Origin of the sequence: Bacteroides ihuae (assembly GCF_900104585.1) — a bacterium.
Classification (GTDB): Bacteria; Bacteroidota; Bacteroidia; order Bacteroidales; family Bacteroidaceae; genus Bacteroides; species Bacteroides ihuae.
This window is the reverse complement of record NZ_FNVX01000005.1, coordinates 1,131,361-1,145,984: the sequence shown is the minus strand read 5'-3', so window position 1 is coordinate 1,145,984 and position 14,624 is coordinate 1,131,361. Positions and strand designations below refer to the sequence as shown.

The window sequence follows — 14,624 nt, the reverse complement described above, 5'->3', positions numbered from 1 at the left end:
TTCTTTACCATAAATAAAAGGCGGAATTCCCCGCCTTTTATTAAAATATGGCTGCGATCTGCTTGATTTTATTTATTTTTTCAATAATCGTATTGTTTTTTCTAGCTATTTGTAGATTATATTCAGTTTGCATCTTCACAAGCAAATCGGCATTTATGCCCAACGCAGCTTCTAAAAGTAGCGCAAATTCTGTAGTAATAGGACGCTTTGAATTTAGAATCTCATTGAGGGCAGTATAAGACAACTCGAACTTTCTGGCGAAATCCTTTTGCTTTATATTCCTGCATTCCAATTCTTCTTTTACCAATTCTCCCGGATGGTACGGGCGGAATGACTGTAGATTGTTTGCTGATGTTCCCATAATTTCTACTTGTAGTGGTTTGTAATATCTACTAAAGAACATATTTCGATTACCATTTGATTCGATTGGCTGGCTATTTCCCTAAACTCAAGTCTGTACTGGTCATTTATACGCAAGGAAGAAAGTCCCTTTTTATCTCCTTTCAGCCTTTCGTAATTTAAAGATCTGAATAGATGTAAATCTTCCATTCGAGAGGCGTTAATTAATGCTTTGACACACTTTAAATAGCCATTGACTACTTGAGGTTGAAAACGATGTTTCTTATCCATCACTTTACCTTTCTCGTATAGCTCTGCCAAATAATCTTTTTCAAATTCAACATTCATATACCGTTCTTTGGTGATGCAAATATAGCAACTTAATTTGTGAAATTCACATATTTAGCGGATTTTTTATGGGAAACAAAATTCGATAAAGTCAAAATAGAAGCCTTTTTTGGTATATATTCTTAGTATTTGTTGCTGGTTATCTAGTGCCTTGAAATATCCCCGTTAAACGGTTATGAAATATGTTTGTGTTGAATTTACGATGATAGAGGGATTGTCGTGTATCGAGTGGAATAAAATTCTCATTTTATTTTGTATAAGGTAGTTTTGCAAACAGAAATGGCATAGCTATCCTAACGGTTGTTGTGGTTTGCTTTTAAATTAGTGCCATTTAAAAAACAGTGAATAATTATAATTATGGCAGATTTGATAATTAACAATAAAGATGCTCTCCAAACATGGGGCGTTAAAATAGGCGAGGGGTTTATAGATGCTATTTTCGCTCCCTCTCCTTTAAAAGAGTTTATTGAGAATAAATCCCGTCTTGAAAACGGCAAACGGGTGACATATAATAATCCTAAAGTGGATGAGCGAGATGTAACACTGGTGTTTAACCTTGAGGGCATTTCTCAGGCTGATTATCTTTTAAAATACAAAGCATTTAAGGCTGAGTTAGAAAAAGGTAGAATTGAGATTAAAGTCCCTGTTTTGGGAGAAGAAATATATCGACTTACTTATCAAAAGTCCACCTCCTTTGCAATGAATACGCTTCGTACCTTTTCTAAATTATCGGTGAAATTTCAAGAAGCGAATCCTGCCGATAGAACCTAATTTACGACAATATTTTAATTGTCGTGTTTGGAAGTCCTTAGTTTTAGGGCTTCTTTTTTTTATCCCCGAACTTTGGGGGTATGATAGACATTAAAGACATATCTGGCAATATACGCTTCTCTACACCCATAAATGGAGGATCAAAGAGAAAATTCACTTTGATGAAAGAGGACTATATTACGCTAAAATTTAACGTGGATAGTCCTGTGTACTTTAAACTAGGTGATGGAATAGACGATAGCGAGATAGGCTTATTTGAATTAATTGACTTATACAAGCCAACTCGAAACGATTCTACAGGAGGGTATGATTACGAGCTTCGCCTAGATGCCTATTACTGGAAGTGGAAGAATAAAAAGTTCTTCTATACTCCTGATACTGGAGGAAGCGAAGCGAGCTGGAACCTGACAGCCACCCTTGCCGTTCATCTTAACGTGTTCTTGACAAACCTTTCCACTCTGGGATATACTTACAAAGGAACAGCTTTTGAGTTTTCAATAGACAGTACTGTAGAGAACTCGGCAAAGCTTGTATCTTATGACAATACCAATCTCATTGATGCCCTCACTAACCTTGCCGATACCTGGGACTGTGAATGGTGGATAACGGATAACATCATCCATTTCGGACGTTGCGAGTATGGAGATCCTGTAGATTTTGAATATGGGGTGAATGTTTCTTCAATGACCAGAAGTGACAGCCAATCCAGTTATGCAACCCGTATATACGCTTTCGGTTCAACTAGGAATCTTCCTACTAATTACAGGCCGATAGATGAAAATCTTGTGGTAAACGGTGTTGTGCAGAAACGCTTAATGTTACCGTCAGGTACACCCTACATAGATGCTTACGAGAACATGTCGACCGAAGAAGCGGTTGAGGATATAGTTGTTTTTGATGATGTCTATCCTAGAAGAGTGGGTACCATATCGGAAGTTACAACCGTTGTTAAGCATACATCTACAGAAAACGCAGATGGAACAACAACTATTACGGATTGGAATGCTTATCGTTTCAGAGATTCAGGTTTGACCTTTTCCAAAGACTATGTGCTTGCGGGAGTAGAATTAAGGATCGTTTTTTCTAGCGGTTTATTAAATGGCTTAGACTTTGGAATTGCTTTTAATCCTAATGGCACTAGTCCAGAAGAACAGTTGTTCGAGATTGTAAGAAACGATGATTACGGCATCAATTTACCTAACGATACGTTAAAGCCCCAAATAGGAGATACTTACGTCCTTTATGGCTTTGACACGTCTTTAGTATCTGACACGATGGTTCCCGCTGCCGAACAAGAACTAAAGGAGAAAGCTCTGGCTTATGTTGAGAAGACAAAGATTGATCCTTCTACATACGACTGCAAAATGTCTTCTGAATACATGTACAATGGCGGTACCCAAAGAATTTTCGCTGTGGGTGATAAAGTAAATCTTATTAATCCCGCATACTTTGAAACGGGTAGAGTATCAAGAATCATAGGCTTTGAGTATAATCTTGATTACCCTTATGACAACCCAACTTATACAGTCGGGGAAACGGCTTCTTACTCCCGCTTGTCAGAGATAGAGCAGAAAGTGAATGCTGTCACTTACAAGGGACAGACTTATACTGGCTCTGGTGGGAGCGGTGTATACGTAATCGGTCAAAACGATAATACTTCTTTATCGGATAGAAATGTTTTGTCCTCTTTCAGGGCGTTGGCAGAAATTGCAAGCAGAGCATTAAGCCGCTTGAAGGATGATATTGCAGAAGGCGTAATCACATTCTCAAAGGGACTAATCTCTAAAGCAGACAGCATCTTCGAAAAGAGTGTGACAGTAAATGAGGATTTGCTGGTTGATAAAGATTTGACCGTCGGCGAAACATTAACGGCAGGTGAGATCAAGAACGCTACTCACACCCCGGGGCAATTCGGTTCGGGCTATCGAATAAAGGTTAATCCTAAAACGGGTGATTCGGAGGCTGAAGTAGATCGTTTGTTGGTTCGTAAAGAAGCCATATTCAACAAGCTTAGTATTGCGGAGATCAAGAGTGTGGGCGGTGCCATGCTGCTCTCTTGCGCTAGTATGACGTGTCAAAAGGTTGAAGAGTCGGAGGATGTTTATCGCTGTTTCTTTGATACGGATGAAGGCACGATAACTAATCCATTCGCCGTTGATGATCAGGCCATCTGCCGCCGTTGGAACGGTCAGGGTATGAAATACTACTGGCGACTTGTAACAGCTGTCGGAACGGATTATATTGATCTGTCCAAAACGGACGTAGACGGCTTGGGAGTACCCACGGCTCAGGATGAGATTATACAGCTCGGCAACAGAACTGACACAAGCCGCCAATCCGCACTATATAAAACCGCTTATGGCATCAATGCACCTGCTGAGTACCAATACGACGGTATTGATTCCTATGACCTGAGCGGCAAAGAAGCTGTCGTTGTCAGCCCTTCCGGTAATAAGTTCACGGGTGAATTTCACGTGAAAACGGGAAACACTTCCGTTCGTATTCCTGCCGATAAAGGCGAATGGGTTGCCGGGGCTTATAGCTATTACGACAGAGTTTCCCATAACGGCAGTCTTTGGCTGGCACTGGTTAATACCTCGGAAGAGCCCGGTGATTCATCCGCCGACTGGCTTAAGCAGGTGAGCGAGGGAGGAACGGGCTATCGTATAGAGAAACTGGCCACTCCCGGATATGAGTTCTATCGGGAAAATCAGATCTATAATCATACGCTTTCCGTACGGGTCTATTTCAATGAAGAGGATATAACCGGGACTCTGAACATGCAACGTTTCAAATGGACAAGAGTATCCGAAAATACGGACGGTGATCCCACATGGAACGAGCTTCATGCCAATTCGGGACATAAGATAGATATCACGGGTTCGGACTTAGCCGGAGACACGTTCTTCATTCTTCAATTTTATGATGTTACAAATAATCGAATATTAACTACTAAATTTTAGAATTATGCCAATTTTAGCACAACAGACGTATTCAGTACGTCGATTGATTGACGGAAAGACATTGAATTTCGTCTTACAATCCAATCAGGCGATGACGCAGTTATTCACTCCCGATCCTTCAACGTATGTACCGAACTATTCGGCCACTCCGTTTTTGGTTATCACCCCAAGTATCCTGATAGCCGGAGAGGCGGGCGATCAGATTGCGAAACTTAAAAAGGCTCCCACGTGGAAGATAAACGACAGTGCAACATTGACCTCTTTTGGTGCCACCGCTTCCGCCTCCTCTCCCTATGCGCTGACCATAAAGAACAATATGACAAGCATCTCTCAGATGAAAATCGAATGCGAGGGCATCTATGTTCAGCCGAACACATTGGCCGAGATGCCCGTTAAGGCGGCCATGACATTCACCAAAGTGACAAATAACGGTGCGAGTATTATTGCGGTGGTTTCCGCACCGCTGGGAACAATCTTTAAGAACGGATTAGTTTCCACGCTGAGGGCCCACTGTGACTTGTGGAGAGGCTCATCTATTGATAACACAAGTGTGACCTATACCTGGTCTATTAATCAGAGCGGAACATGGGTTGTGCTGACTTCTACTAATGCGGCCACTTATGGAATCACGGGATACACCACCAATGAAATCGTCATTCCTTCCAGTGCGGTTATCAATTATGCCACATTCAAATGTTCCATCAAAGACACTGATTCGGGTAGCTCCACTTATAATAAGAGTGTTGAGGACTTTGTATCTTTCGTGGATATGTCCGATCCGTATGAGATTGACGTTGATTTCCCCAACGGTGACGGGGTGGTCTCAGGTGGTATTGCCACAGTTAAAGTTCAGGTTCGGCAGGGAGCGACACGGATGGCGGATTCTTTCTTCGTGGGCAAAACAATCAAGCATTTCAGATTCAACGCTGCCGGAGCGCTTGATGACACTTGGGGTACAGCCGGATACAAGACGGGACGTTCCCTTGATATTGCAGAGAGTGATCTATTGACAGGAGTTCAAACAGCTTTCGGAGTACAACTGGAGGGATAATGGCACTACTGGCTCAAACCACCTATACTGTTAAGCGGGCGGCAAAGGACGGTTATTCCGTTTCTTTGTCTCCCGAATCCATCGTCTTAACCAAGAACAGTTCAGGCGTGGTGTCTGATCTATCCACCGCTAAGACAAAAGTTTCTCTTACGGTGGGTGGAAATGGCGTCACCCCTGCCATTGGCACGCTGGTTGTGTCAGGGTGTGCGGCCACCAAGAGTGGCATGGATATCACCATAACATCCGTTCTGGCAAGCTCGGGCTATGTGGACATCCCTGTTACTTATAAGAACTTCAGCGCAACAAAGCGGTTTACTTTCACTACCGTTATGGTTGATCCCGTAACGATAAAAAAGGAGGTACAATCACAACTGGCCGTTGAATCAGAACTCATCGTAGCGGAAGTAACAGCCACTACGAAGGTATATGTGAATGGTAAGATGGATGAGCTGACTATCGGTGGGAGAAATTTATTGCTAAATAGCGCTATAGAACGATCTGGCTCCAGAGAATATGTTTCAATAGAAATCACCGATATAGCAATTGCTAATCTGAATAAGCAATTTACCTTCTCTTTTGATGTTTGCGCTGATATATCGGGCACTATTAACTTCTATAGCTTAGGGGGATACGGAATAAATATAAATAATACTTTCTCTGTCACCACGGAATGGAAAAGATTTTATTCTGTAGGGTTATTTAGTTACCATCAAAATGACCCTAATGGAGATCGATGTATATTGTCGTGGTATGGCATTTATGGAACAGGAGTTAAACCTCATATTCGCAACGTTAAAGTCGAATTAGGCAACAAAGCTACCGATTGGACGCCCGCCCCTGAAGATGTGGATGCGAGCATTTCCAAAGTACAAACGCAAGTCACCAGTGCCGTATCCCGTCTAACAATCGCCGAGACAAGTATAAGTACACTCGTATCTCGAACAACCACAATCGGTAATACGGTTACTTCCCATTCAACGAGTATCAACCAACTGAATAATCAGATTGCATTAAAAGCCGATTCAACAACAGTTACGGGCATTAATACCAGATTAATATCTGCCGAAACGAAGATAACCCCTGATGCAATCAACCTGACGGTTAAAAGTCAGATTACAACGGCTGTTAACGATGTGCAGGTTGGAGGGAGGAATTTATTGCTAAATAGTAAAATATCAAGATCCGCCAGTTCATATAATATCGGTTATTGGACTTGCTCTAGGGATTTTATAATTGGCGAGACATTAACCGTTACAATTAAAGGTAATATACCAGGTAGCAAACTATTCGGGATATGGTTTAATTCAGGCTCGTATGGCGGTTATGCACTCCCGAAAATTGTCGATGGGTATTCAAAAACAATAACTGTGCCCACTGGCACTTCAACTAGAACAATAGGGATATACCTAATTAGTAATCAAAGCGCTGGTGATTCTTGGTCATTTGACTGGATTAAATTGGAGTCCGGAAATAAAGCTACCGACTGGACGCCCGCCCCGGAAGATGTTGATGCGGCCATCGCATTGCGCCCAACAACAACCGAAATAAAAGCGGGTATTAGCATTACATCGGGCGGAATATCTGTTTTTGGCCAAACACTTAGCCTTGCCGGGAAAGTGACGTTCAGCTCCTTAGATAGCAGTACACAGAGTACAATTAACGGCAAGGCGACTACGGGATACGTAGACAGTGCTAAATCTTCTGCAATCAGTACAGCCGCTTCGGATGCAACAACAAAGGCTAATACGGCTCTGACAAATGCAAAATCGTACAGTGATACGCTTAAGAATTCGTTGGGAGGTTTGGCTTATTTGAGTGCCGTTTCCCTTGCCAAGCTTGACAGTACAATAGTTGAAGGCGGTTATATCAAAACATCTTTGATTAATGCGGACGCTATCATAACCACGGAGCTTTTAGCTCGGAAGATACAAGCTACGGATATTTCTACTAGTAAACTTACTGTAAATGATGGTGCAAGAATAGGTGATTTGTATATATACGGTGGAGGGTTATGTACTAGTCCACAGGGTTTAAACCCTGCGGACTTACCTTACCTCTACCTGAATAAAAATAGTTTTATTCTTAACGCCTTTGCTTATTCAACAGATTACCACTATTCATTTAATAATAGAACAGAGCTTTCCGCAGGCAAAATTGCAATTAAATGCATAACAACGGGTACAGCATATGTCACAAACCCCGGTTTGCAGATTGAAGTAAGTGGGAACAGTGATGATACCGCAATAAATATTTTAGCTGGTTATATATCAGGATTTAGACTAAGAACACTTACGGTTAGGACTTCTCAAACATTGTCTGTGTCAGATGGCATCATCATATCAGAAGCAGATAGTGAAATAACTCTAACTCTCCCATCTAACCCCGGCAACGGCAAAATGTATTTTATAAGAAAGAACGGAGGCGGCAGAATATGGGTAAATGGCAGTTATATAATCAATGATGGAGACTGGTATCGTGAAAGGTCTACAAGCGTACAACTAAATAGGGGCTGTCTTGCAATATTCATGTATAATGGCACTTATTGGACATACAATACTGTTAATGGTTGATAAATTAAATAAAAATGACAAAGATTGATTTTAGAAAGATTGAAGTAAAGAATATCGAGGGAAAGGAGAGTACCCTTGATTTGAGTAAGGAACTAGGCAATGCGATCTATCAAAAGACCGCCGATTTGGGTGAGTTGGAGCTGGCCCGAAGCATCTATAAAGATGGTGAGATAGAAGTCGATGCGGGACAAGCGGCTATCCTTAACAGATACATCCGTGAGGGCTTTCTTGCTTTCGTTCAGGAAGCTGTATGCCCGATACTAGATGAAATTATTAATCCTAAAAAATAAAAATCATGTTTACAGAAGAATCAAGAACAACGACCGTGGTGGGTTCAGCCGAAAGCGGAGATTACAAGTACAATGTTGATTATAACCTCAATGGTAATAAGCTAGTGAATTTGCATTGCAACGTGTACAAGAAAGTCAGCGAAGAAGTAACGACCTCTACAGACAAACAGACAGTGGAGAGAGAAGAGTATGCAGGTCTCATGTTTCAGGAGAATGGTAACAAGCAGTTCTCTTTCCCACAGGATACGGATATTACCCCGCATGTAACTGTGTTTGAACAGATACTTGTAGAGGTTAAAGCAAGTCTAGTGACTGATACTAAAGAATAAAATGTATGTAAGGTGGCCTTTCTGGGGTACCTAAAATTTAAAAGTAATGGAAGAGAGTAATGTAATTAAAGGCACATCGGTTATCATCTTCGGGGGTGAGATGTTAAGCCTGTTTTGGGATTTGAGATGGATGATCATGTTAGCGGTTATCTTGGTGGCCGTAGATTTTAGATTCGGAGTTAAAGCGGCACAAGCAAGGGGAGAAAAGATTCGTAACAGTAAAGCCGGACGCAGAACAGCAAACAAGCTGATCGACTATATCTGTTACCTTGTGTTAGGCGGGTTGATCGGAAAAGCTATCGGTGAACCTCTGGGGATTAACCCTACGCTTGTAGCTGCTGTTTGTATGGGCGTTGCATGTTTGTTTGAAGTGGACAGTATTCTTCAAAACATCTGCGAGTATAAGGGTGTGAAGTATTCCTTTAGTCTTTGGAAAGTAATCATTGCCTTGGTGAAGTCTAAGCGGAAAGATATCGGTGATGCTATTGAAGAAGGAGTAGGAAAGGAGGAAACGAAATGATTAAGCTGTTATTAAAACGTGTAGCTCGGAAACCCGGCTACACTATCGGAAAGTTGTTTATGGATGGTGAATATTTTTGTGATACGCTGGAAGATACCGACCGATTGGATGAAGGCATGAGTCTAGATGAGATTAAGAAGCTGAAACAACCGGGGCAAACAGCCATCCCGGAAGGCAAGTATAAAGTAATTGTGAACGTTTCTCCCAAGTTTAAGCGGTTGTTGCCTCGCTTGCAAAATGTGCCGGGATTTGAAGGTGTACTGATCCATCGTGGTAACACAGCTAAAGACACTGCCGGCTGTATTCTTGTTGGTCAAAACAAGAAAGTTGGTATGGTACTGAATTCTACCTATTACGAAGAAAGGCTTGTTGAGCTGCTCAAGCATGATGATAACATTTCAATTGAGATCGTATGAGAAACTCGATAAAGAAAAGACAGTACGTTAGTATGGTGCTTGGCATCATACTAACGCTTGCTCTTCTGTATTCCTGCAGAACAGCAAAACAAACATCTACTAGTACAGAGACAAAGTACGATTCGATTGTGGTTGAGAAGTTGGTTCCTTATGCTTTGCCGGAAGATTCTGTAAAAATCAGGGCTTTGCTTGAGTGTGATAAGAACGGTAAAGTCGTGCTCAAATGGTTTGATGAAGAACATTCTAAACGTATGAAACTGAAATTTTCGTTAGACAGTCTGGGCAATTTGCTGACTACTGCTAAGGCTGAAGCTGATACTGTATATTTGCCTCAGACTACTATCAATGTTGGTAAGAAGAGTGTTTCGCAGTCTGTTGTTACTGTGCCTGTGGAGAAGAAATTGAGTTGGTGGCAAACTACACTGATTTGGACGGGTGTTATCGCTTGGCTTGTAGGTATTATTGCTTTGTTTTTTTTGTTGAATGAGAAAACGAGTTGGCCGGGAGCACTGTGGAGATTGGTTAAAAAGTGAGAAGGTTTTTTCCGAGAATAGAGTAAATGAACTGTGTTAACTGTTGCTTTTAGTTTAATATCATTACTTTGGGATCGAAATTGCTGGAGCACCAATCTTTTGCGAATGTCAAAATCCTGTTATTTTGGACCTCTATCCCAATTTGATCACTAGTTGTTAGCGTTTAATACTTGAGTTTACTAAGAGGATGTGCCAAAAACTCTAATTTTATAGAAATACTTTCGTTGTAGTATACTGTAGCAAGAGTATTTTATCGTTTTTTGACACAGCCTCCTTGCTTTTATCGTATTATCTTTGTAACATGTTCCTAGCTTTTCTGATTGTATTTATCTTACTATTTTACAACAGAAGCATTCGTTGATTTAAGTAAGCTTTCCCATTTGATCTTCCATTTTTTTTAGAGATGAATTCCATTTTCCAATTTTCTTTATTTCGGATCTAGGTATTACTCTTTTTTTTACGGTTTCATAAAGCAATTTTTCTAAAGTAGGGACATCGTAGTAAACATAATTGTTAGTATCAGTTAGGAGTTTCTTAATATGTTCTGCCAAAAAACCTTGCCCCCAAAAATCTTCAATCTTGAAATTGGTATGCTGATTACGCATAGCCTCATAATGGGTGTCCCCTTCTTGCGGAATTAATTGCAAATCCCACCTATATTCACTTTTAAGCTTTTCAATATCTAAAAATACAATAAACATCTCATCTACCTTATCGCGTGACAAAGCCAATGCTAATGCTATGTCATCTAGATTATGTTTGTCATCAGGTACTTTCCATACCGACAATGTATGTTCAGAAGTTCCTAGTTCTGACACTGCATCAGAATCAAGAGAAGGGCCAACAAACCAAGCGTTATCGTTTATTTTACGTGCGTAGAGCATCTTTCTTCCAATGAATGTAATAAAACGTTGTATTTCATTTTAAGCCACGGTTCTTCTGGCTCATCATATTTACGAAGTAAATTGAGGGCTTCATTGTTTCCCCAATGTCCAAATAAGTTAAAAGAAGCTGATTTAACCTTGATCGATTTTACCTTAAAGGCACACAAGACTATAGTTTGTGATACAGGAAACAATTCTTCATAGTCATAGTCGCTTAACATAGATAGAATCTTTACTAATAAAGACTCATCCTCCTTCTCGTCAGACATTGTTTTTATAAAATATTCTCCCAGTAGAGAAAGTGTGGCATCTTTATTTTCAGTAAGCAGTTTTGATAGCAGTTCAGTTGCCTGATTATCTTCTCCACTTATAAATCGTATAGATTTAATTAAGCATAAGAAAGATTCCCTGTGTTTTGCTTTGAAATCTTCATTGTTCAATGGAAATATTTTGGGAAACGATGTTGTTTCAGACATCGTTTCCATTGGAAGCGACAATTGTTTGATTTGATTATAATACTTATTATCAGCGCCATCCATCCACTTATCAGCGCCATCTATCCACCAAAATGTTTGAGCCTTTGATTTTGGTGGGTATTCACGTAATACATCTATTGACAAATTTTCTTTTGAAATTTTATTCAATAAGTCGTCAAAGTCAGATGTTTGCCCAATAATATCTGTCTTCTGACTAATGATATTTATATCTGAAAAATTAATCATGTAAAATTAAATCTTTATAATATTTTACAGCATCCTCAATTGCTGAGGTTGCTGTATCCCAGAATTCTGATTGTTGATGATTAAGAATTTTTAGATCATTTCCAACAACTGTATTAATGTCTATATCAAGCAAAATTCGATCGGTTGGATCTTCAGGCCCTATTTGTGTGATATTCCTTGATAATGTATAAGCCTTGTTTATTGTCAAGACTTCTCCAGTCTTCTCGATTTTATCACGTAGTATTTTTCTTATTTGCCATTCTATGGGATATTCGTCCTGTACGCTAGCAATTTTTTGATACACTTTATTCAATAATGAAATATTCATGTCGAAAAAAAGAGTAGAGCATAGTGCTAATCTAGTAAATTCGGGATATGTTTTTGATATAGCAGCTATGATATCTCTAACTTTCTTCAAGAATTCATCCATCGATTCATTTCTCTTAGTACCAACAATATCGAATCTATCTGGGCCTATTGAAACTTTCAATGTCTCATCAAGATACTTCATATCCAAAGATATCACATTTTCTTGCACAACACCTTGGGGGGTAAATTTAAGTCCCAACCCTTTGTTTACTGAAGGTAGTAGATTCAATCCGTTAAATGCTTCCACAAATTTAGGTAACGTCTCTCCATTAATAACTATTGGTACACTGACAAATAATGTAGCTCTTCGATTAATAACATCTGCTTCCATTAGGGTATCTATTGTTTTAGGCCTCAAATATAGTAAATATCTTTAATTTATAATGGATATTTATTTTTTTATTGTTCTAGCATATAATATTTAGAATGATTTATTGTTTTTGCTCATGTCACACAAATCTTAATTAATCGCTCAAGTCATAATATGCTTCATTTGCATGCATTTGGCTGAACCCTATATTTTAAGAATCATTGAAGTATATCAAAAGTCTACAGTATTCTTCAATGATATATTCAAAACTCCTAAAACATTCGCAGACTATTAGGAGACTATCAAATAAGGTATAGCCCACCCTACTGCTCTAGTGACGTTTAATAATCGGCATAAATTCTTCGAAGTTTATTGATTTTATTTTTTTTGAATACAAAAATCGGAGAAGCTTTAGGAGATTACAACGTGTACTTTACCTGGAGATTAGAGTAAAGAGTCAATATATAAAAAATCATCTTTTTCAATTGACTTGATTCTATTGGTGAAATATTTGATCTTGTCATCTTTCACTATCTCACCATTCCTTGTTAATCTTAGATTCCAATTGGAGTTGCAAGGATGGATTATTGGATTGCTTTGTAGATTTACGTTGATATTCCAACACCACTTTGGTGCCTTATGGTTAGTCATATGTGGCTCATCATCCCATAGTTCCAATTTGTTGATAGGATTAGGTTTAGCCGCAAATGGAGTAGTATGAATAAGTGGTTTATAAAATGTAAGTTCAGATTTTGAATATTTTATATTAGGATATTGAATAAATCGCATTTTTCCTTCCCAAAAAGAAACTGATTCCTTTGGAGAACAATAGCATTTTATAGCAAAAGTTTCATTCATTCTAAAAAAATCACATAGCATCTCTACAAATGCTTTGCCAATACCTAAGTGACGCATTGAAGGTGATACGGCCAAAATCTGCATATTTACACACCCTTCATGCTCACACCAAAGAGCAAATCCTACGGGATTATTTTTTAATAAGTAAATAAAGACCTTGTTTTGACTGAATCCTTTTTCTATGATCTCCCAATTGCAATAAAAGCCACTTTGGCAATTCAACTTTAAGTATTCATCGTACAACCATTGTTTGACAATGGCTAATTCTGATTTTAAAGGTGTTGTGTTTAGCTTATATTCATTCTCCATAGTTGTTCGTATTGCAAGATATGTGCGCAGTAACAGGTTTTCCTTTTTGGTTACTAGGAATTTCTCCGCTGACTCCAAAAAAATCTTCTATTTTATTTAATCCTCATTCCTTATTTAGTGAATTTATTTATGATTTCATTAATGTTTATTCCAATACCTGCAATATTGGGTTTAAGTTCAAAATTATCAATATGAAGAATTTTATTCCAGAAGTTTTCTTTCTCACCTAAATTAAGTTTTCTTTCTTCCTTTAGGCTTTTTTTTATTTTGTCAAGTTTTGATTTGTATTCAGGGGTATAATTAGGTTTGTCTAAAAAAAGCTTTTCAAAATTGTCCATACTTTCAGCAAATGTCAATGGATTCTTCTCGATGAATTTTTTGCAGACTTCAAGGTGCAGCCAAATTGATAGGTTGTGTAATCTAGATTGATAACCTGTCAGCTTTATACTTTCATCTTCAATAATTAATCTTCCATCCTTAATTGCTAAATCATTCTCTCCTTTCTTATCAATGTCCTTTATTAGATAATGAATGTCTTTATAAAGAATTTCTATGAAATTATCATTTTCAATTCGTAAAGGTTCCAATTCTTTTTCTATAAATTCGTCTATTGATTTTTTATCAGTATTTCTGATCTCCTCAATTATGTTTAGATAATCATCTCGTTTTAACATCGTATTAATTATAATTGCCGCTAATGTAAACTATAAAATCTTATCACCTAATTGAGTATACCTCTACTTTCCATGCAGGTATTTCAGGCATCTGTAGTCCAATTATTGATGTTTTGTATATTCTTTTTTTGAAATTATCTTCAAATATAAGAATGTTTTTTTAATTGCAATAAATTTGATTTGCAGTTTTTTTTATTCACAGGCTATTTCTCCTTGGTAATTCAATAACCTTACTCCCCATGTATAGATACATTTATCTAAAGAAAGGATATCAAGCTATAGGGTAGGGGTAATTCACGATTTTTCTTTTACGTTTCTTATCGCTCACTTTCCTGTTTGAATATTTAGTCTTATTTTTGCCACAAAAA

General features: G+C 38.6%; 16 protein-coding genes. 9 read left to right on the top strand and 7 right to left on the bottom strand.

Annotated features, from left to right (window positions below):
* Window positions 1–40 precede the first annotated feature (40 nt).
* Window positions 41–361: a HigA family addiction module antitoxin gene (locus BQ5338_RS10210; protein WP_071146675.1), complete on the bottom strand. Its 321-nt coding sequence runs from the start codon at window positions 359–361 to the stop codon at window positions 41–43.
* Window positions 362–366: 5 nt separating this feature from the next.
* Window positions 367–687, bottom strand: coding sequence for a type II toxin-antitoxin system RelE/ParE family toxin (locus BQ5338_RS10205; RefSeq protein WP_071146674.1), 321 nt, complete (start codon window positions 685–687; stop codon window positions 367–369).
* Window positions 688–1,044: 357 nt separating this feature from the next.
* Between BQ5338_RS10205 and BQ5338_RS10200 the strand changes: the two genes are divergently transcribed.
* From BQ5338_RS10200 to BQ5338_RS10160, 9 genes are all read left to right on the top strand, one after another.
* Window positions 1,045–1,458: a hypothetical protein gene (locus BQ5338_RS10200; protein ID WP_071146673.1), complete on the top strand. Its 414-nt coding sequence runs from the start codon at window positions 1,045–1,047 to the stop codon at window positions 1,456–1,458.
* Window positions 1,459–1,538: 80 nt separating this feature from the next.
* Entirely contained in the window at window positions 1,539–4,421 is a 2,883-nt protein-coding gene (locus BQ5338_RS10195) for a phage tail protein (RefSeq protein ID WP_071146672.1), read from the top strand.
* A 4-nt stretch (window positions 4,422–4,425) separates the two neighbouring features.
* A complete protein-coding gene (locus BQ5338_RS10190) occupies window positions 4,426–5,472 on the top strand; it encodes a hypothetical protein (RefSeq protein ID WP_071146671.1) in 1,047 nt (348 codons plus the stop codon).
* Complete coding sequence (locus tag BQ5338_RS10185) at window positions 5,472–8,042, top strand: hypothetical protein (RefSeq protein ID WP_071146670.1); 2,571 nt, start codon at window positions 5,472–5,474, stop codon at window positions 8,040–8,042. Before BQ5338_RS10190 ends, BQ5338_RS10185 begins: the two co-directional genes overlap by 1 nt.
* Window positions 8,043–8,056: 14 nt before the next feature.
* The gene (locus tag BQ5338_RS10180; protein ID WP_071146669.1) at window positions 8,057–8,332 is read left to right on the top strand and encodes a hypothetical protein; all 276 of its coding nucleotides are present in this window, start codon (window positions 8,057–8,059) and stop codon (window positions 8,330–8,332) included.
* A 5-nt stretch (window positions 8,333–8,337) separates the two neighbouring features.
* Window positions 8,338–8,661, top strand: coding sequence for a hypothetical protein (locus BQ5338_RS10175; protein WP_071146668.1), 324 nt, complete (start codon window positions 8,338–8,340; stop codon window positions 8,659–8,661).
* A gap of 46 nt (window positions 8,662–8,707) precedes the next feature.
* Window positions 8,708–9,181: a phage holin family protein gene (locus tag BQ5338_RS10170; RefSeq protein WP_071146164.1), complete on the top strand. Its 474-nt coding sequence runs from the start codon at window positions 8,708–8,710 to the stop codon at window positions 9,179–9,181.
* A complete protein-coding gene (locus tag BQ5338_RS10165; RefSeq protein ID WP_071146887.1) occupies window positions 9,181–9,597 on the top strand; it encodes a DUF5675 family protein in 417 nt (138 codons plus the stop codon). Before BQ5338_RS10170 ends, BQ5338_RS10165 begins: the two co-directional genes overlap by 1 nt.
* Window positions 9,594–10,130, top strand: coding sequence for a hypothetical protein (locus BQ5338_RS10160; protein WP_139265221.1), 537 nt, complete (start codon window positions 9,594–9,596; stop codon window positions 10,128–10,130). Before BQ5338_RS10165 ends, BQ5338_RS10160 begins: the two co-directional genes overlap by 4 nt.
* Before the next feature lie 362 nt (window positions 10,131–10,492).
* On the opposite strand, the gene BQ5338_RS10155 is transcribed toward BQ5338_RS10160, so the two are convergent.
* The 5 genes from BQ5338_RS10155 to BQ5338_RS10135 form a co-directional block, all read right to left on the bottom strand.
* A complete protein-coding gene (locus BQ5338_RS10155; RefSeq protein WP_071146666.1) occupies window positions 10,493–11,014 on the bottom strand; it encodes a hypothetical protein in 522 nt (173 codons plus the stop codon).
* Complete coding sequence (locus tag BQ5338_RS10150) at window positions 10,993–11,736, bottom strand: hypothetical protein (protein WP_071146665.1); 744 nt, start codon at window positions 11,734–11,736, stop codon at window positions 10,993–10,995. The genes BQ5338_RS10155 and BQ5338_RS10150 overlap by 22 nt, the downstream gene beginning before the upstream one ends.
* Window positions 11,729–12,436 (bottom strand): hypothetical protein, encoded by a 708-nt coding sequence (locus tag BQ5338_RS10145; RefSeq protein WP_071146664.1) that lies wholly within the window; start codon window positions 12,434–12,436, stop codon window positions 11,729–11,731. Before BQ5338_RS10145 ends, BQ5338_RS10150 begins: the two co-directional genes overlap by 8 nt.
* A 423-nt stretch (window positions 12,437–12,859) precedes the next feature.
* Window positions 12,860–13,582, bottom strand: coding sequence for a GNAT family N-acetyltransferase (locus BQ5338_RS10140; RefSeq protein ID WP_071146663.1), 723 nt, complete (start codon window positions 13,580–13,582; stop codon window positions 12,860–12,862).
* Window positions 13,583–13,692: 110 nt separating this feature from the next.
* Window positions 13,693–14,256 carry a hypothetical protein gene (locus BQ5338_RS10135; RefSeq protein WP_071146662.1) on the bottom strand — a complete coding sequence of 188 codons (564 nt, stop codon included), beginning with the start codon at window positions 14,254–14,256 and terminating at the stop codon, window positions 13,693–13,695.
* Window positions 14,257–14,624: the final 368 nt, after the last annotated feature.

What these genes read in the sequence shown, in the direction of transcription:
- BQ5338_RS10210 (WP_071146675.1), bottom strand. Translation starts at nt 361, where the DNA reads ATGGGAACATCAGCAAACAATCTACAGTCATTCCGCCCGTACCATCCG.
- BQ5338_RS10205 (WP_071146674.1), bottom strand. Translation starts at nt 687, where the DNA reads ATGAATGTTGAATTTGAAAAAGATTATTTGGCAGAGCTATACGAGAAA.
- BQ5338_RS10200 (WP_071146673.1), top strand. Translation starts at nt 1,045, where the DNA reads ATGGCAGATTTGATAATTAACAATAAAGATGCTCTCCAAACATGGGGC.
- BQ5338_RS10195 (WP_071146672.1), top strand. Translation starts at nt 1,539, where the DNA reads ATGATAGACATTAAAGACATATCTGGCAATATACGCTTCTCTACACCC.
- BQ5338_RS10190 (WP_071146671.1), top strand. Translation starts at nt 4,426, where the DNA reads ATGCCAATTTTAGCACAACAGACGTATTCAGTACGTCGATTGATTGAC.
- BQ5338_RS10185 (WP_071146670.1), top strand. Translation starts at nt 5,472, where the DNA reads ATGGCACTACTGGCTCAAACCACCTATACTGTTAAGCGGGCGGCAAAG.
- BQ5338_RS10180 (WP_071146669.1), top strand. Translation starts at nt 8,057, where the DNA reads ATGACAAAGATTGATTTTAGAAAGATTGAAGTAAAGAATATCGAGGGA.
- BQ5338_RS10175 (WP_071146668.1), top strand. Translation starts at nt 8,338, where the DNA reads ATGTTTACAGAAGAATCAAGAACAACGACCGTGGTGGGTTCAGCCGAA.
- BQ5338_RS10170 (WP_071146164.1), top strand. Translation starts at nt 8,708, where the DNA reads ATGGAAGAGAGTAATGTAATTAAAGGCACATCGGTTATCATCTTCGGG.
- BQ5338_RS10160 (WP_139265221.1), top strand. Translation starts at nt 9,594, where the DNA reads ATGAGAAACTCGATAAAGAAAAGACAGTACGTTAGTATGGTGCTTGGC.
- BQ5338_RS10155 (WP_071146666.1), bottom strand. Translation starts at nt 11,014, where the DNA reads ATGCTCTACGCACGTAAAATAAACGATAACGCTTGGTTTGTTGGCCCT.
- BQ5338_RS10150 (WP_071146665.1), bottom strand. Translation starts at nt 11,736, where the DNA reads ATGATTAATTTTTCAGATATAAATATCATTAGTCAGAAGACAGATATT.
- BQ5338_RS10145 (WP_071146664.1), bottom strand. Translation starts at nt 12,436, where the DNA reads ATGGAAGCAGATGTTATTAATCGAAGAGCTACATTATTTGTCAGTGTA.
- BQ5338_RS10140 (WP_071146663.1), bottom strand. Translation starts at nt 13,582, where the DNA reads ATGGAGAATGAATATAAGCTAAACACAACACCTTTAAAATCAGAATTA.
- BQ5338_RS10135 (WP_071146662.1), bottom strand. Translation starts at nt 14,256, where the DNA reads ATGTTAAAACGAGATGATTATCTAAACATAATTGAGGAGATCAGAAAT.